The sequence below is a fragment of the Pseudomonas paralactis genome (assembly GCF_001439735.1).
Taxonomy (GTDB): Bacteria; Pseudomonadota; Gammaproteobacteria; order Pseudomonadales; family Pseudomonadaceae; genus Aquipseudomonas; species Aquipseudomonas paralactis.
In genome coordinates, this window is the sequence record NZ_JYLN01000007.1 from 305,279 (window position 1) to 321,966 (window position 16,688).

The 16,688-nt window shown below is 61.3% G+C and carries 13 protein-coding genes and 1 pseudogene; 7 read left to right on the forward strand and 7 right to left on the reverse strand.

Going from position 1 to position 16,688, the window contains the following annotated elements; translation table 11 throughout:
- Positions 1-16: 16 nt before the first annotated feature.
- From TX23_RS19235 to TX23_RS19260, 6 genes are all read left to right on the forward strand, one after another.
- Positions 17-1,408 carry a sigma-54 interaction domain-containing protein gene (locus tag TX23_RS19235; protein ID WP_057703564.1) on the forward strand — a complete coding sequence of 464 codons (1,392 nt, stop codon included), beginning with the start codon at positions 17-19 and terminating at the stop codon, positions 1,406-1,408.
- A 294-nt stretch (positions 1,409-1,702) separates the two neighbouring features.
- Positions 1,703-3,094, forward strand: coding sequence for a GntP family permease (locus TX23_RS19240; protein WP_057703565.1), 1,392 nt, complete (start codon positions 1,703-1,705; stop codon positions 3,092-3,094).
- Positions 3,095-3,101: 7 nt separating this feature from the next.
- Complete coding sequence (locus TX23_RS19245) at positions 3,102-3,875, forward strand: 3-hydroxybutyrate dehydrogenase (RefSeq protein WP_032876062.1); 774 nt, start codon at positions 3,102-3,104, stop codon at positions 3,873-3,875.
- A 161-nt stretch (positions 3,876-4,036) separates the two neighbouring features.
- Positions 4,037-5,992, forward strand: a complete 1,956-nt coding sequence (locus tag TX23_RS19250; protein ID WP_057703566.1) for an acetoacetate--CoA ligase — start codon at positions 4,037-4,039, stop codon at positions 5,990-5,992.
- A 156-nt stretch (positions 5,993-6,148) separates the two neighbouring features.
- Complete coding sequence (locus TX23_RS19255) at positions 6,149-8,686, forward strand: PAS domain-containing hybrid sensor histidine kinase/response regulator (RefSeq protein ID WP_057703567.1); 2,538 nt, start codon at positions 6,149-6,151, stop codon at positions 8,684-8,686.
- 43 nt (positions 8,687-8,729) lie between these two features.
- A complete protein-coding gene (locus tag TX23_RS19260) occupies positions 8,730-9,005 on the forward strand; it encodes a peptidylprolyl isomerase (RefSeq protein ID WP_003174397.1) in 276 nt (91 codons plus the stop codon).
- 110 nt (positions 9,006-9,115) lie between these two features.
- Here TX23_RS19260 and TX23_RS19265 read toward each other — a convergent pair whose 3' ends face one another.
- The 4 genes from TX23_RS19265 to TX23_RS19280 form a co-directional block, all read right to left on the reverse strand.
- A complete protein-coding gene (locus TX23_RS19265; RefSeq protein WP_057703568.1) occupies positions 9,116-10,021 on the reverse strand; it encodes a sugar kinase in 906 nt (301 codons plus the stop codon).
- Between the two features lie 144 nt (positions 10,022-10,165).
- Positions 10,166-11,374 carry an amino acid deaminase gene (locus TX23_RS19270; RefSeq protein WP_057703569.1) on the reverse strand — a complete coding sequence of 403 codons (1,209 nt, stop codon included), beginning with the start codon at positions 11,372-11,374 and terminating at the stop codon, positions 10,166-10,168.
- A gap of 9 nt (positions 11,375-11,383) precedes the next feature.
- On the reverse strand, positions 11,384-12,148 hold the full coding sequence (locus TX23_RS19275) for an IclR family transcriptional regulator (protein ID WP_057703570.1): 765 nt from the start codon (positions 12,146-12,148) through the stop codon (positions 11,384-11,386).
- Between the two features lie 107 nt (positions 12,149-12,255).
- On the reverse strand, positions 12,256-12,645 hold the full coding sequence (locus TX23_RS19280; protein WP_057703571.1) for a RidA family protein: 390 nt from the start codon (positions 12,643-12,645) through the stop codon (positions 12,256-12,258).
- Between the two features lie 348 nt (positions 12,646-12,993).
- Here TX23_RS19280 and TX23_RS27385 point away from each other — a divergent pair.
- Positions 12,994-13,278 (forward strand): annotated as a pseudogene (locus TX23_RS27385) (thioredoxin family protein); the annotation flags it as partial.
- Between the two features lie 25 nt (positions 13,279-13,303).
- Here the strand turns inward: TX23_RS27385 and TX23_RS19285 are convergent.
- The 3 genes from TX23_RS19285 to rpiB form a co-directional block, all read right to left on the reverse strand.
- Positions 13,304-14,872 (reverse strand): TerC family protein, encoded by a 1,569-nt coding sequence (locus TX23_RS19285; RefSeq protein WP_057703572.1) that lies wholly within the window; start codon positions 14,870-14,872, stop codon positions 13,304-13,306.
- Positions 14,873-15,181: 309 nt separating this feature from the next.
- Entirely contained in the window at positions 15,182-16,162 is a 981-nt protein-coding gene (locus TX23_RS19290; protein WP_057703573.1) for a sugar-binding transcriptional regulator, read from the reverse strand.
- A 63-nt stretch (positions 16,163-16,225) separates the two neighbouring features.
- Entirely contained in the window at positions 16,226-16,687 is a 462-nt protein-coding gene (gene rpiB / locus TX23_RS19295) for a ribose 5-phosphate isomerase B (RefSeq protein WP_057703574.1), read from the reverse strand.
- Position 16,688 lies beyond the last annotated feature (1 nt).

The following is a 16,688-nucleotide window of genomic DNA, read 5'->3' on the forward strand; positions in this document are numbered from 1 at the left end:
ACAGGATTTTGTTTCCATGAGTACCAGCCTCAAGGACTACCAACAGGTTCGCGGCCTGGCCATTCAATCGTTGTTCGAGATCATCGAGCAGTCCAGTGAAGGCACGGTCATCGTCGATCGCGACGCGAATATCGTGTGGATGAACGAGCGTTACGCCAAGCGTTTTGGCCTCAAGAGCGCCGACCAGGCCATCGGCCAGCCCTGCGAGCAGGTGATTTCCAACAGCCTGTTGCGTCAGGTGGTGCGCGATGACCGGCCGATCCTGCTGGATATCCAGGACACCCCCAAGGGCCCTTTGGTGGTGATGCGCCTGCCGATCCACGATGATGCCGGGTCGGTGATCGGCGCGATTGGGTTTGCGCTGTTCGACGAGTTGCGCAACCTGTCGCCGCTGATCGAGCGTTACCTGAGCATGCAGCAGGAGCTGGCCTCCACGCGTTCGCTGCTGCGTTCGCGGCAAAGCAAATACAACTTCGCGCATTTTATCGGCACCAGCGCCGCCAGCCTGGAGGTCAAGCGCCGGGCGCGGCGCAGTGCGAGTGCCGAGTCGCCGGTGTTGCTGCTGGGGGAAACCGGCACCGGCAAAGAGCTGCTGGCCCAGGCCATCCATGGTGCGTCACCGCGGGCGCACAAAGCCTTTGTGAGCATCAATAGCGCGGCGATTCCCCATGACCTGCTCGAAGCCGAGTTCTTCGGCACCGCGCCCGGTGCGTTTACCGGCGCCGACCGCAAGGGCCGCCCCGGCAAGTTCCAGATCGCCCAGGGCGGCACGCTGTTTCTCGACGAAATTGGCGACATGCCGCTGCCACTGCAAAGCAAATTGCTGCGGGTGTTGCAGGAAAAAGAATTCGAACCGGTGGGCTCCAACGAGATGCTGCACAGCGATGTGCGGGTGATTGCCGCGACGTCCATGGACCTGGAGGCGGCGATCAAGCGTGGCGAGTTTCGTGCGGATTTGTATTACCGCCTCAACGTACTGCCGATCCAGGTACCCCCGCTGCGTGAACGGCTTGGGGATATTCCGGCGTTGAGCGAGGCAATCCTTGAGGAGTTGCGCAGCCAGCACGAACTTGATCGCGATGCCCTGGCGTTGCTGGCCCAACATGCCTGGCCGGGCAATATCCGCGAACTGCGCAATGTGCTGGAGCGGGCGGCGCTGTTGAGTGATGACCTGATGCTCAATGCCAGCGACCTTCGCGCAGCGATTGGCACATTCAGCCCGGTACAACGAGGCGCGGTGGCGGCGGTAGAGGGCGAAACCTTTGCGGCGGCGCGGGAGCGGTTTGATCGGCAGGTGATTGCGGGGGCGCTCAAGGCCAGTGAAGGAAATGTTGTAGAGGCGGCCAAGCGGTTGGGGCTTGGGCGGTCGACGTTGTATAAAAAAATGCTGGCGCTTGGACTCACTTAGTCTCAATAAAGAGACGCCATTCCCAATATCAAGACATTCTTATATGGGAGCTGGCTTGCCTGCGATAGCGGTCTAACAGTGCCCTACAAGCCAGCTGAACCACCGCTATCGCAGGCAAGCCAGCTCCCACAAGGATCTCCACTCGTCTCCAGATTGAGACTGCCGTCTCGAAAATCACTCTAAATCCAAGATAAATCCTTACATATCAACAAGTTAAAAATATGGCACGCATCTCGCTATAGCTTCCTCCCACAGCCTCACCCCACAACAATAACAATCCGATGGAGACACACCATGAGTGTGATCATTGCCCTGGCCGCGCTCGCGCTGCTGATGCTGGCCGCCTACCGTGGCTATAGCGTTATCCTGTTCGCCCCCATCGCAGCCCTCGGCGCAGTGCTGCTCACCGACCCCTCCGCCGTCGCCCCTGCCTTTACCGGGGTGTTCATGGAAAAGATGGTCGGTTTTATCAAGCTGTATTTCCCGGTGTTCCTGCTCGGTGCGGTATTCGGCAAGCTCATTGAGCTGTCGGGGTTTTCGCGCTCGATCGTGGCGGCTGCGATCCGCTTGCTGGGCACGCGCCAGGCGATGCTGGTGATCGTGCTGGTCTGCGCCCTGCTCACCTACGGTGGTGTGTCGCTGTTCGTGGTGGTGTTTGCGGTGTACCCGTTTGCCGCCGAGATGTTCCGCCAGAGCAATATCCCCAAGCGCCTGATCCCGGCGACCATCGCCCTCGGCGCGTTCTCGTTCACCATGGACGCCCTGCCCGGCACGCCGCAGATCCAGAACATCATCCCCAGTACCTTCTTCAACACCACCGCCTGGGCGGCGCCGTGGCTGGGGCTGATCGGCACGATCTTCGTGTTTTGCGCCGGTATGCTCTACCTCGCGCGCCAGCGCAACAAAGCCCAGCGCGCCGGTGAAGGCTATGGCACCGAGTTGCGCAATGAGCCGGAAACCGCCGACAACCTGAGCCTGCCCAACCCCTGGCTCGCGCTGTCGCCGCTGATCCTGGTGGGGGTCATGAACCTGCTGTTCACCCACTGGATCCCGCAGTGGTACGGCAAGACCCACAGCCTCAGCCTGCCAGGCATGAGCACGCCGGTGACCACCGAAATCGCCAAGCTCACCGCGATCTGGGCGGTGCAGGCGGCGTTGCTGGTGGGGATTATCGTGGTACTGGTGTTCGGCTTCTCCGCGATCAAAAGCAAGCTGGCCGAAGGCAGTAAAAGTGCGGTCAGCGGTGCGCTGCTGGCGGCAATGAACACCGCCTCGGAATACGGCTTTGGCGCAGTAATCGCCTCGCTGCCAGGCTTTCTGGTGCTGGCGGACTGGCTCAAGGGCATCCCCAACCCGCTGGTCAACGAAGCGATTACCGTGACCCTGCTGGCAGGTATCACCGGCTCGGCGTCCGGCGGCATGAGCATCGCCCTGGCGGCCATGTCCGAGAGCTTTATTTCAGCGGCCCATGCGGCCAATATCCCCCTTGAAGTGCTGCACCGGGTCGCGGCCATGGCCAGCGGCGGCATGGACACCCTGCCCCACAACGGCGCGGTGATCACGCTGCTGGCGGTTACCGGGCTGACCCACCGCGAAGCCTACAAGGACATCTTCGGCATCACGATTATCAAGACCCTCGCGGTGTTCGTGGTGATCGGTACTTTCTATGCCACTGGCATTGTGTGAGGTTTTCATGACGACGTTGAATGGCAAGACCGCCCTGGTCACCGGCTCCACCAGCGGCATCGGCTTGGGGATAGCCCTGAGCCTGGCCAAGGCCGGCGCCAACCTGATTCTCAATGGCTTTGGCGATGCCAGCGCGGTGATCGCCCAAGTGCAGGCGTTTGGCGGCAAGGTCGGGCATCACCCGGCGGATGTCAGCGACCCGGCGCAGATCGCCGACATGCTCGCCTACGCCGAGCGCGAGTTCGGTGGCGTGGATATTCTGGTCAACAATGCCGGCATCCAGCATGTGGCCGCGGTGGAAGACTTCCCGGTGGAGCGCTGGGATTCGATTATCGCCATCAACCTGTCCTCGGTGTTCCACAGCACCCGTTTGAGCTTGCCGGGCATGAAGGCCAAGGGCTGGGGGCGTATCGTCAATATCGCCTCGGTGCATGGGCAAGTCGGCTCAGTGGGCAAGGCGGCGTATGTGGCGGCCAAGCATGGGGTGATCGGCCTGACCAAAGTGGTGGGCCTGGAAACCGCCACCAGCAACGTAACCTGCAACGCCATCTGTCCGGGCTGGGTGCTGACGCCGCTGGTGCAGAAGCAGATTGATGATCGTGTGGCCAGTGGGATCGACCCGCAACAGGCGCAGCAGGATTTGCTGGCTGAAAAGCAGCCGTCCCTGGAGTTTGTGACGCCGTCGCAGCTGGGTGAGCTGGTGCTGTTTTTGTGCAGCGAAGCTGGCGCCCAGGTGCGCGGTGCGGCATGGAATATCGACGGTGGCTGGCTGGCCCAATAACCCCCAGACACCGGAGATCAAAATGTGGGAGGGGGCTTGCTCCCGATAGTAGTGTGTCAGGGTAGACATTTGTAACTGAACCACCGCTATCGGGAGCAAGCCCCCTCCCACATTGGAACGCTATTGTTTGGAAGACCGATACTAGAACAAGAGATTTCGCTATGTCCGACATCCTCTGGCAACCCTCGCCCGAACGCATCGCCAACACACGGATGGACCAGTTCCGCCGCTTCATCAACCAACGCCACGGCCTGCACCTCCACGACTACCCTGCCCTGCACCAATGGAGCATCGACCAGCGCCCGGACTTCTGGCAGGCGATTGTGGCGTTCTTCGACGTGCAGTTTCGCAGCCCGTCCAGCGTCACACTGATCGAAGACATCGAGATGCCCAGCGCCCAATGGTTTCCCGGCGCCACCCTGAACTTTGCCGAACACCTGTTGCGCCGCCGCGACAATCATCCTGCGGTGGTGGCTGTCAGCGAAGACGGCCAACGTGAACAATTGAGCTATGCGCAACTGGCGGAGCACGTTGCCGGCCTGCAAAAAAGCTTGCGGGCGGCCGGGGTTGGCATGGGTGACCGGGTGGCCGCGTGCATGCCCAACACCTGGCAAACCCTGGTGGGTATGCTTGCCACTACCAGCCTCGGCGCGATTTGGTCGTGCTCCTCGCCGGATTTCGGCACCCAGGGCGTGATCGATCGGTTCGGCCAGATCGAACCCAAGGTGCTGATCACCTGCGCCGGCTACCGCTATGCAGGCAAAAACATCGACCAGAGCGCCAAGCTCAATGAAATCCTCGCGCGCCTGCCCTCCCTGCAACAGCTGATCATCGTGCCCTACGCCCGGCCTCAGGCGCAGGTTGGCGATTACCTCAGCCAGGCGCGGGTCACGCTGTGGGACGACTTCTACCAGGCCGGCGGCGAGCCTGAATTTGTCGCTGTGCCGTTCGATCATCCGCTGTATATCCTCTACTCCAGCGGCACTACCGGCATCCCCAAATGCATCATCCATGGCACCGGCGGCGTGCTGCTCACGCACCTCAAGGAGCACGGCCTGCACGCCGACCTGAGCCGCGAGGATTGCCTGTTCTACTACACCACCTGCGGCTGGATGATGTGGAACTGGCTGGTGTCAGTGCTGGCGATCGGTGCCACGGCGGTGCTGTATGACGGCTCACCGTTTCACCCCGGCCCCGAGCGTTTGATCGACCTGATCGATGCAGAAAGAATCAGCGTGTTCGGCACCAGCCCCAAGTTCCTCGCCACCCTGGAGAAAGCCGGGCTGCAACCACGCCTGAGCCACGACCTGAGCAGCCTCAAGGGCCTGATTTCCACCGGTTCGCCGCTGTCACCCCAGAGTTACGACTATGTGTACCGCGAGATCAAGCGCGAGCTGTGCCTGTCGTCAATGTCCGGCGGCACCGATATTGTCTCCTGCTTCGTGATCGGCAACCCCGTGCTGCCGGTGCGGCGCGGCGAGATGCAGTGCAAGAGCCTGGCCATGGCCATTGAGGTGTGGGACGACCAGGGCCGGCCGCTGATCGGGGAAAAAGGCGAACTGGTCTGCACCCGGCACTTTCCGGCCATGCCCATCGGGCTGTGGAACGATCCGCAGCAGCAAAAGCTGCGTGCCTCTTATTTCAGCCAGTTCCCCGGCGTATGGGCCCAGGGCGACTACGCCGAGCAGCGGGCCAATGGCAGCCTGTTGATTCATGGGCGCTCAGACGCGGTGCTCAACCCTGGCGGCGTACGCATCGGCACCGCCGAGATTTACCGCCAGGTGGAAAAAGTCCCGCAGGTGCTGGAAAGCCTCGCCATCGGCCAACGCTGGCAAAACGATGTGCGTGTGGTGCTGTTTGTGCGCCTCAATGACGGCGTCGAGCTGGATGAGGCGCTGCAACAGCAGATCCGCCAGGTGATCCGTGCCAACACTACGCCGCGCCACGTACCGGCCAGGATCCTCGCTGTCACGGACATCCCTCGCACCATCAGCGGCAAGATCGTGGAGTTGGCGGTGCGCAACGTGGTACATGGGGAGCCGGTAAAGAACACCGATGCCCTGGCCAATCCCGAAGCACTGGAGCAGTTTCGCCGACGCCCTGAACTGGATTTTTAGATGAAAGGTTTCAGCGCTGAGCCGCTGTTTTGAAGAAAAACCGTCAAGGCGTGCTATTTTTCCGGGGTAGTCATCCATTGATGCTCCTTGGGCCGATGTTCCTTGGGACAATGGGTGTGGTCATTTTTCAAAGCGTCGTGTTCAGGGCTTTTTTTCATGAATGGAACATCCACCGGTAGCGAAGCCGCTGCATTGATCAAGCGGCTGGACTGGGCGCAAAGCCCCCTCGGTGAGGCCAGTGATTGGCCGCAAAGCCTGCGCACCGCCGTTGATATCGTCGTGCATTCACCGATGCCGATGGTGCTGCTGTGGGGTCCGCAACTCATACAACTGTATAACGATGGTTTTGCCCAACTGGTGGGCAACAAGCATCCCGGCGCCCTGGGCCAGCCTGCGCACCAGACCTGGCCGGAACTGCAAAGCTTTGCTGCGCCGGTCTACGATGCAGTGCTCGGCGGCCAGGTGCGGACCTTCAGCGAGCAGCGTTTTGTATTGCAACGCGAATGTCGCGACACCGAAATCTGGCTCGACCTGACCTACAGCCCGGTGCGCGATGAAAGCGGCCTGGTGGCAGGCATTCTGGTCACCGCTATCGAAACCAACGAACGGCGCAGCAAAACCCTGGAACTGCAACAGCGCTCCGAAGAGAGCCTCAAGGCCCAGCACAACACTGAGCAGCGCCTGCAACTGGCGCTGGCGGCGACCGATGCCGTGGGCACCTGGGACTGGGACATTGGTGAAGACCACTTTATCGCCGATGCACATTTTGCCTACCTGCACGGTGTCTCTCCCAGTGACGCCGGCCTGCTGCCCATCAGCGCCTATCTGCTCGGCGTGCATCCCGAAGACCGTGGCATGGTCACGCGCAGCATCAAGCATTGCATCACGTTCGGCACTGAATACGCCGAGGAGTATCGCCTGCTGCAAGCCGACGGCCAGGTGCGCTGGGTATTCGCCCGTGGCCGCTGCTACAAGGACCAACAAGGCCGACCCGCACGCTTTCTCGGTGCCGCGCTGGACCTCACCGAGCGCAAGCACACCGAACAGGCACTGCGCCAGAGCCAGACGGAGCTGCAACTGATCATCAACGCCATGCCGGTGTTGATCAGTTACGTGGACCATGAACAGCGCTTTCGCCTGAACAACAGCGCCTACCTCGACTGGTACGGCAAGACGCCCCAGGAGCTGTACGGCAAGACCATCCGTGAAGTACTCGGCGACGAGGTATATGCCGGGCGTATCGACAAGATCGAAGCGGCCCTGAACGGCAAGGCGTGCAGCTTCATGACCCTCACGCCTCATCGCGATGGCCGCCCACGTCATGCGCTGATGAAATACCTGCCACGCTTCAGCAATGACGGCTCGGTGAACGGCTTCTACATTTTTGTGATCGACGAGACCGAACGCAAACTCACCGAAGAAGCCCTGCGTCATCTCAACGAGAACCTCGAAGAGCGTGTAGCCCAGCGCACCCAGGCGCTGGCCGAGGCCAACCAGCGCCTGCAAAACGAGATGTTCGAACGCGAACGGGCCGAAGACGCCCTGCGCCATGCCCAGAAGATGGAAGCGGTAGGCCAGCTCACCGGCGGCATCGCCCATGACTTCAACAACATGCTCACCGGCATCATCGGCAGCCTGGACCTGATGCAGCGCTACATTGCCGCCGGGCGCAGCGAGGACATTGGCCGCTTTGCCGACGCTGCCGTGTCCTCGGCCCATCGCGCCGCCGCCCTGACCCATCGCCTGTTGGCGTTTTCGCGGCGCCAGTCGCTGGACCGCCGCCCCACCGATCCCAACCAGTTGGTGGCGTCCCTGGAAGATCTGTTCCGGCGCACCAAGGGTGCGCATATCGCGCTCAAGGTGCAACTGGGCAAAGACATCTGGCCGGTCAACACCGACGCCAGCCAATTGGAAAACGCCCTGCTCAACCTGGTGATCAACGCCCGCGATGCCATGCCCGACGGCGGCGAGTTGCTGATCGAAACCGCCAACAGCTACCTGGACGGCACCGACATCACCACCCTGGAGCCGGTCAAGGCAGGCGACTACGTGATGCTCGGCGTGAGCGACAACGGCAGCGGCATGGCACCCAAAATCCTCGCCAAGGCGTTCGACCCGTTTTTCACCACCAAGCCCATCGGCCAAGGCACTGGCCTTGGGTTGTCGATGATTTACGGCTTTGCCCAGCAGTCCGGTGGTCACGTGACCATCCAGAGCGAACCGGGCCAGGGCACCTGCGTGCGCCTGTACTTGCCGCGCCTGTATGGCACCGCACTGGAACGCGACCTACCCGTCAGCCTGGCCGAAGCCCCGGTGGCCCTGGCCGGTGAAGCGGTGGTGGTGGTCGAGGACGACCCGGCGGTGCGCATGTTGGTGGTCAATGTGCTTGATGAACTGGGCTATACCGCGCACCAGGCGGCGGATGCGCGTGCCGCGCTGCCGCTGCTGGAGTCGGATTTGCGCGTGGATTTACTGGTAACCGACGTCGGCCTGCCGGGCATGAACGGCCGGCAACTGGCTGAAATCGCCCGCCAGCATCGCCCTGGCCTACGGGTGTTGTTCATGACCGGTTATGCCGAGAAAGCCGCTGAGCGCCAGGGCTTTCTGGAAGACGGCATGGACATGGTCGCCAAGCCGTTTTCCATCGACCTGCTGGCCACCAAAATCCGCAGCATGATCGGCGTCGAGGCCTGAGTTCAGGCATAATCGCGCGCCGTCGTACACCTGGTAGAGATCAATGAAAGCCCAAGCCCGTCATATCCTGGTGAAAACCAGCGAAGAAGCCGAACAGCTCAAGCAGCGCATTGCCAAGGGCGAAGCCTTTGACGTGCTGGCCAAGAAGTACTCCACCTGCCCGTCGGGCAAGCGTGGCGGCGACCTGGGTGAAGTACGGCCCGGGCAGATGGTGGGGGCGATTGATGCGGTGATCTTCAAGAAGCCGGTGAAGGTGGTGCACGGGCCGATCAAGAGCAAGTTTGGCTATCACCTGGTGCAGGTGTTTTACCGGGATTGAGTGGATGGCTTCAGTCCGCTATCGCAGGCAAGCCAGCTCCCACATTTAGCGGTATACACCCACTCAAATGTGGGAGCCGGGCTTGCCCGCGATCCGCCGCAGGCGGCCATTCATCTCGGTATCAGCGCCCCCGGCAGCTGAATCACCCGGCTCGCCAGCCGATGCCCCGCCAAGGCAGCTTCTTGCGGCGAACCACCCTTGAGCCGGCAGGCCAAATACGCCGCACTGAACGAATCTCCCGCCGCCGTGGTGTCCACCACCTTTTCCACCTTCAACGCCGGCACCGCAAAGCGCTCCCCCGCGCAACGAATCACGCAGGCGTCCGCTCCCCGCTTGAGCACCACTTCTGCAATCGACGGGTACGCCGCAAACACCTGCTCGCTATTCTCATAGCCAAACAACGCGCGTTCGTCATCCTCGGTGAGCAAGGCCATATCCACTTCGGCCAACACCCTGCGATACGCCGCACGGGCCGCTTGCACATCGACCCACAGCCGTGGCCGGTAGTTGTTATCGAACACCACCTTGCCACCCCGGCGGCGGGTTTCGACCAGGGTGTCCAGCAAGCGCTCGCGCCCGACCTCGCCCAGCACCGCCAGGGTGATGCCGCTGAAATACACCACGTCATAGTCCGGCAACGCTGCCAGGATCGGCTCGGCCGCAGGCGTGGTGAAGCAATCGCGCACAGCCGCTTCGTTGCGCCAGTAGAGAAACTTGCGCTCGCCCTTGGCGTCGGTCTGGATGCAGTACAAGCCAGGCAAGCGTCCAGGCAGGCGCTGGACCATGCCCAGGCCGAGGCCCTCGGCTTGCCATTGCTGGCACATGGCGTCGCTGAAGCTGTCATCACCCAGGGCGGTGACGTAGTCGACGCTGGCGCACTCGCCCAGCTCACGGCGCAGGTACACCGCGGTGTTCAGGGTGTCACCGCCGAAGCTCTGGTGCAGGCTGCCGTCGGCGCGGTGTTGCAGTTCGATCATGCATTCGCCGATGAGGGCGATGTGGGGGTGGGTGTTCATGGCAGAGTTCTCAGGTGTGCTGGAGGGCCCCATCGCGGGCAAGCCCGGCTCCCACACTTGACCCTATTCCAACTGGAGGAATGCAGTCGAATGTGGGAGCTGGCTTGTCGGGTCGCCGCATCGCTGCGATAGCCGCGACGCGGTCTAGAAGCAGGTACGCAGAGACTCAACCACCTGCAACTGCTCATCCACCAGGCACCCCACCTGCCATTTATCAAACGTCAGGCAAGGATGGGACGTGCCAAACGAAATGATGTCACCAATACGCAATTCAACGCCCGGCGCTACGGTCATGAACGCATGTTGGTCCATTACCGCCGTCACCTTGCAGGCGCTCACATCATCAGCGTGCACCGGGACAATTCCGGCCTTGTAGCGCTTGAGCGGCACCGGCAAACCGGCGTCGTAGGCCACGTCGCGCTTGCCCAGGGCAACTACCGCAAAACCCGGCTCCGGCAGCGACTGCACGTGCGCCCAGACTTCCATGGCCGGGCGCAGGCCCTCGTTGAGGTCGCTGCGTCGGTCGAGTACACAGCATTGCGCATCTTTGTAGATGCCATGGTCGTGGGCCACGTAGCTGCCCGGGCGCAACACACTGAGGAAACGCCCGGCGGCGTTCTGCGCCTCGAACGATTCAGCGATCAGGTCGTACCAGGCCGAGCCCGACGCGGTGATGATCGGCTTGGGCAGGTCGAACAGGCCGCTGTCTTGCAGGTCTACCGCCAGGCGCACCAGGCTGGCAGCGAAGTCGCGGATACCGCTGATGGCGTGCTCGCCGTGGATCACCCCTTCGTAACCTTCGATACCGGTCAGCGCCAATGCCGGCTGGGCCTTGATCGCCTGGGCCAGCTCGCGCACCTCTTGCTCGCTGCGACAGCCACACCGGCCGCCGACCACGCCGTACTCGATCATCACGTTCAGGCGCAGGCCGCGCGCGGCGAAGAACAGGCCCAGGTCCGCGACGTTGTCCGGGTGATCGACCATGCAATGGAAGTCGAAATCCTGATCGGCCAGCAGGTCGGCGATCAGCGCCATGTTCGGCGCACCCACCAATTGGTTGGCCATCAGCACACGGCGCACGCCACCGGCGTAGGCGGCGCGGGTTTGCACCGCGTTGGCCAGGGTGATGCCCCAGGCACCGGCAGCGATCTGACGCTCGAACAGCGCGGGCATCATGCTGGTCTTGCCATGGGGCGCCAGCTCGGCGCCGCTGTGGCTGACGAAGTCCTGCATCCAGCGAATGTTGTGCTCCAGGGCGTCACGGTGCAGCACCAGGGCCGGCAGGCTGACATCGCGAACCAAATGGGCACCGACGGCGGCGGCACCTTTTTCAACGGCATTGAGGGCAGACATGGAAAACTCCTATTCGTTGATACGCCGGGCCAGGCTGTTGGCGCTGTTGATCAGCACCCGGCGATAGTCATGGTAGTTTTTGCTGGCATCGGCCCGAGGGGCAACGATGCACAGGGTCGCAATACAAGTGCCCTGAGCGTCCCGCACCGGGGCGGCAAAGCAATGGGTGAAGGTGTCGGCGACACTGTCGAAGGAAAAGAACCCATCCAGGCTGGCCTGGCGAATCTGCGCCAGGAAGGTGTCCAGCGGCAGGCGCAGGCCATCCGGCAGGATGAAATCGTCGGGGTCGATCAACTCGATGATCTGCTGGTCACTCAAATGCCCCAGCAACAAACGCCCGGAAGCGGTCCACGGGATCGGCGCGTTTTCACCGATATCCGAAGAAATACGGAAATGCCGCTGGCCTTCGCGCATCAGCGCCACCGTGTACTTGCGCCCGTTGAGCAGGCACATCTGCGCGGTTTCGTGGGTTTGGCTGACAATGTCCTGCAGGACGTGGTCGGCCTCGCGGGTCAGGTCGAAATGGCGCAAGTGTGCCTGGCCGAGGAAATACAGCTGCCGACCCAGGTACACGTGGCCGTCCTTGCCCACGGTTTCCAGGATGCGCCGCTCCAGCAGCGACGCCACCAGCTCGTAGACCGTGGATTTGGGGCTGCCAATGCCACTGGCAATATCATTCGGGCGCAGGGGCTGGCCGATTTCCTTGAGAAAATCGAGAATATCGAACGCACGGTCCAGGCCTTTGGCGCGGCGTTTGATGGTGTCTTCGGTCATGGCAGTGGCGGGTCCCGTCAAAATTCCAGGGTCTGGCAGAGATCTCCTGTGGGAGGGGGCTTGCCCCCTCCCACAGTTGACTTGCTGTGGTCTTTAGAGTGGGGGATTCAGCCCTTTTTCTTGTAAGCCACGCAATCGATCTCGACCTTGCAATCAACCATCATATTGGCCTGTACACAGGCACGCGCCGGGGCGTGTTCCGGGCTGAAGTATTCGCCGAACACCTTGTTGAAACTCCAGAAATCCCGCGGGTCTTCCAGCCACACGCCGACGCGTACCACGTCCTTGAGCTCGTAGCCGGCTTCTTCAAGGATCGCCACTACGTTGCGCATGGTCTGACGGGTTTGCTCAATGATGCCGCCGCTGATGATTTCGCCATCCACCGCCGGCACCTGGCCCGACACATACAGCCAGCCATCAGCCTCCACCGCGCGTGCGAACGGGCGTGGCTGGCCGCCACCTGCGGTGCTGCCGGTACCGTAACGAGTAATGCTCATACACGTTGCTCCTTATAAAAAACGACCGCGCTTAAAATTCCACTTCAATGACCACAGATTCCGTTATAGCGGAATTTGGTTTGTAACAGCGGAATAGCTCGCAGAAAGTGTGCCACACCCAGGGGATGAAAAATATGCTGCCGGGAAACTCTTTAGGGATCAGCGAGAGGGTTATCGACGCGGTAAACGGCGTTGCGCCGTCGGCTTGGGGCTTGCTGCGCAACACTCCACACAGGTGTTACTGCGCCCCCATGCAGACCGCGGCGACCTGTGAAGGTTGACAGTAGACGCGGGCAAGCCTCGCGCTTAGCGTTGGCAGAAACCGATACGGCCTGGAGGGAATTCATTATGGGAATCGCCACTTGGAGCATTCCAAGCGCCAAGGCGTTTGAACGCCTGCTGAACACACCGCGCCCAGTGTTCGTTCTATTTGTCTCCGAACACTGCCCCGCCTGCGCGCAAGCGGGAACGTTATTCGAACAGGCAGCCTGGAAGCATCCCTGGATAGTCAGCGTGGTGCTCGACTGCGCCCATACGCCGAGGCACCCTGACGTAACAGGCACCCCGACGCTGCTGATCTACCTAAAAGGGTCTCTGGTAGAAAAACTCAAAGGCTTTGGCCCCCTTGAAGAACAAGCGCAGTGCGTGAAGGAGATCTTCAGCCGTTATGACCTGAACAAGGGCGCAACTGCACTTGCGTCACTCGACGCTCCTCCACTTCAGCCACCGTCAAACGCCAGCCCTCATGCTCCAGACAATCCCCTACCACTGGCAGGCGGTCGAGCAGGCTCATCACCAACCCCGCCAGGGTTTGATAATCCTCGGTCGCCGCAGCCTTGAAGCCCGTGCGTTGACGCACCAGATTGAGATTCAAGGCGCCGTTGGCACGAAAACCATCGCCCTGCTCGATAATGTCCGGGCCTTCGATTTCACTGGCATCGGGCAATTCACCGGCGATGGACTCCAGAATATCGGTCATGCTCAACACGCCCATGAAATCCCCGAATTCGTTGATCACGAAGGCAATATGGGTGGACTCCTGGCGCATCTGCTCCAGGGCATTGAGGATCGAAAAACTCTCCAACAGGTTGATCGCCCGACGCGCCAGGTGTTCCAGGTTCGGCTCGTTGCCGGCCAGGTATTCCTTGAGCAATTCTTTCTTGTGCACAAAGCCCAGGGGTTCATCCACCGCACCGTTGCGGATCAGTGGCAAGCGCGAGTAGGACGAATGCATCAGCTTCAGGCGGATCGTGTCGGGATCGTCCGCCAGGTCGATGCAGTCCACCTGGGCCCGAGGGGTCATCAGGGTACGAATCGGTCGCTCGGCCAGTTGCAGCACGCCGCTGATCATCACTCGCTCACGTCGATCAAACAGCGGGCCCTGCGCAGTATCCGATTCGCCCAGCAGGTCGGCGACCTCCTCACCCACCTCTTCCACCGCCAGGCTGCGGCCACCCAATAAACGCATCACTGCATGGGCCGTACGCTCACGCACCGGCAGCACACCTTGCGCTGATTTTTTGCGACGCGAGCGGGCAATCTGGTTGAACACCTCGATCAGGATCGAGAAGCCAATGGCCGCGTACAGGTAACCCTTGGGAATATGGAAACCCAAGCCTTCGGCGGTCAGGGCAAAACCGATCATCATCAAGAAGCCCAGGCACAGCATGATCACGGTCGGGTGCGCATTGACGAAACGGGTCAGCGGCTTGCTCGCCACGATCATCAAACCAATGGACACGATCACGGCGATCATCATCACCGCCAGTTCGTCCACCATGCCCACGGCGGTGATCACCGCATCCAGGGAGAACACCGCATCCAGCACCACAATCTGCGCCACGATCGGCCAGAACATCGCGTAGGCGACATTGCCCTTGTGCTGGGCCACATGGCCTTCCAGGCGTTCGTGCAATTCCATGGTGGCCTTGAACAACAGGAACACACCACCGAACAACATGATCAGGTCACGACCGGAAAAGCTCTTGTCGAACACTTCGAACAACGGCTGGGTAAGGGTCACCAACCAGGAAATACTCGCCAACAGGCCCAGGCGCATCAGCAGGGCCAGGGACAAACCAATCAACCGCGCACGGTCGCGCTGCTCCGGCGGGAGCTTGTCCGCCAGGATCGCGATAAACACCAGGTTGTCGATACCCAGCACCAGTTCCAGCACAATCAAAGTCGCCAGGCCCAGCCAGGCCGTAGGATCCGCTAACCATTCCATTTATTGAGTCTCTGTATTCAAGGTTTTCAGAACGCCGGGCACGGCAAGGTGCGGTCATAAGACCGGGACAAGGTTAGCAGTCGGAATACGGGGTGCTTCAGGGGGAACAGCGACAGCGGTTGTCTTGGGGAAAGACGACTGGGAGGCTCCGAGAGGGTGTTCATGCAAGTCCTGAAATGACAAAAGGACTTGAATCCTACATTCGAAATACAAATTTCCCACAACGCAAAACTATTACAAAACCTGTAAACCCCTATCAGAAGCACAGCTCCCACAGAAAGCCTGCCCGCCTGGCAGATAGACGATTCATCAGGGTTTACGAGTGGCATCGTCCAGCGCCAGGATGGTGTGGGCGTTGGTGACGGTGGTCGCCAGTGTATTGATCACCCCCGACCGCAACGCCCCCAGCGTCGCCGCGGCCTTGGTGTTTTCACTGGCGATCGCCACCACATCCGGAATGCGAAACAGCTCCTGTACCGTCAGCCCGATCACGCGCCCCTGGATGGCGTTGACCGCCGGCTGGCCGTGTATGTCGATAAAGTCATAGCCCATCATGTCGCCCACCGTACCGGACAAGCGCGCCTGGGCGATTTCCTGGGGCGAGAACCAGCCCATGCGTACCATATTGCTGTTTTCGCTCATGTCGCCAATGCCGATCAGCGCGATGTCGGCACGTCGCGCGCGGTCGAGGGTGGAGCGCACCGTGTCGTTATTGATCAACACACCACGCAGCTCAGGGTTGGCCACCAGTGCCGGGGCGTACAGGCTTTCACTCTCGCCGCCAAAGCGCAGGGCCAGGCGCCGGCAGATATGGTCGGGGTTCATGTACTCGCCGGCCTTGAGCGAACCACCGATGGCACACACAAACGTGCAGTTGCGCGTCACCGGCAGGAACACATTATCGGCCACCGCGCCGACGTTACGGCCCATGCCCACGGCGACGATCATGCCGTCGCCCAGGGTTTTGTTCAGGTAGTTGGCGACCAGGCTGGCGACCGCCGAGCGCTGGGTGTCGGGATCGCTGTGGTCAACGGCGATCAAGGCGCGGTCGAGCTTGAAGCGCTCCACCAGCGCGCGTTCCAGTTCGTTGTTCATCGCCGGGTGCTGCAACACGCGAACCTCGACAATACCCTCGTCCCGCGCACGCTTGAGCAGGCGGCTGACTTTGGCCCGCGACAGATCGAAGCGTTTGGCAATGGCTTCCTGAGTGACGTTCTCAAGGTAATAGAGCATCGCCACTTCGGTCATTTGATCGATATCACTGGCCATGCGCTGGGTACTGTCACTCATGGGGACGGGCTTCCGTTTCGGCGTCAAAGGCACATTCTCCCGACTCTTGCCCCGTGCCGTCCACTACTGATGCCCATCGCGCTCGATTGCATTGATGCGCTCCACCTTGGCCCCGGAACGCGCCGCCTCAAACTCCGAGGCCAGGAACGCCGTGACAATGCTCTTGGCCAGCTCCGCGCCGATCACCCGCGCACCGATGGACAGGATCTGCGCATCGTTGCTCTTGCGCGCCCGCTCCGCCGAGTAAGTGTCATGGGCCTGGGCCGCACGGATACCCAGCACCTTGTTCGCCGAAATGGCCATGCCGATGCCGGTGCCACATACCAGCACACCGAGACGCTGCTGACCGGCGCTGATGGCGTTGGCCACGGCCAGCGCGATGTCCGGGTAGAGCACCGGCGCGGTGGAATGGGTGCCGAAGTCGGTCACCGGATAACCCAGCGTCTCGATATGCCGCTTCAACAGCTCTTTAAGCTCAAAACCCGCTTCATCGCATCCGATAGCCACCGGAAAGGGTGTGTTCATG

Bases quoted from the DNA above. Each gene is read 5' to 3' on its own strand.
- TX23_RS19235 (WP_057703564.1), top strand. From the start codon at position 17: ATGAGTACCAGCCTCAAGGACTACCAACAGGTTCGCGGCCTGGCCATT.
- TX23_RS19240 (WP_057703565.1), top strand. From the start codon at position 1,703: ATGAGTGTGATCATTGCCCTGGCCGCGCTCGCGCTGCTGATGCTGGCC.
- TX23_RS19245 (WP_032876062.1), top strand. From the start codon at position 3,102: ATGACGACGTTGAATGGCAAGACCGCCCTGGTCACCGGCTCCACCAGC.
- TX23_RS19250 (WP_057703566.1), top strand. From the start codon at position 4,037: ATGTCCGACATCCTCTGGCAACCCTCGCCCGAACGCATCGCCAACACA.
- TX23_RS19255 (WP_057703567.1), top strand. From the start codon at position 6,149: ATGAATGGAACATCCACCGGTAGCGAAGCCGCTGCATTGATCAAGCGG.
- TX23_RS19260 (WP_003174397.1), top strand. From the start codon at position 8,730: ATGAAAGCCCAAGCCCGTCATATCCTGGTGAAAACCAGCGAAGAAGCC.
- TX23_RS19265 (WP_057703568.1), bottom strand. From the start codon at position 10,021: ATGAACACCCACCCCCACATCGCCCTCATCGGCGAATGCATGATCGAA.
- TX23_RS19270 (WP_057703569.1), bottom strand. From the start codon at position 11,374: ATGTCTGCCCTCAATGCCGTTGAAAAAGGTGCCGCCGCCGTCGGTGCC.
- TX23_RS19275 (WP_057703570.1), bottom strand. From the start codon at position 12,148: ATGACCGAAGACACCATCAAACGCCGCGCCAAAGGCCTGGACCGTGCG.
- TX23_RS19280 (WP_057703571.1), bottom strand. From the start codon at position 12,645: ATGAGCATTACTCGTTACGGTACCGGCAGCACCGCAGGTGGCGGCCAG.
- TX23_RS19285 (WP_057703572.1), bottom strand. From the start codon at position 14,872: ATGGAATGGTTAGCGGATCCTACGGCCTGGCTGGGCCTGGCGACTTTG.
- TX23_RS19290 (WP_057703573.1), bottom strand. From the start codon at position 16,162: ATGAGTGACAGTACCCAGCGCATGGCCAGTGATATCGATCAAATGACC.
- rpiB (WP_057703574.1), bottom strand. From the start codon at position 16,687: ATGAACACACCCTTTCCGGTGGCTATCGGATGCGATGAAGCGGGTTTT.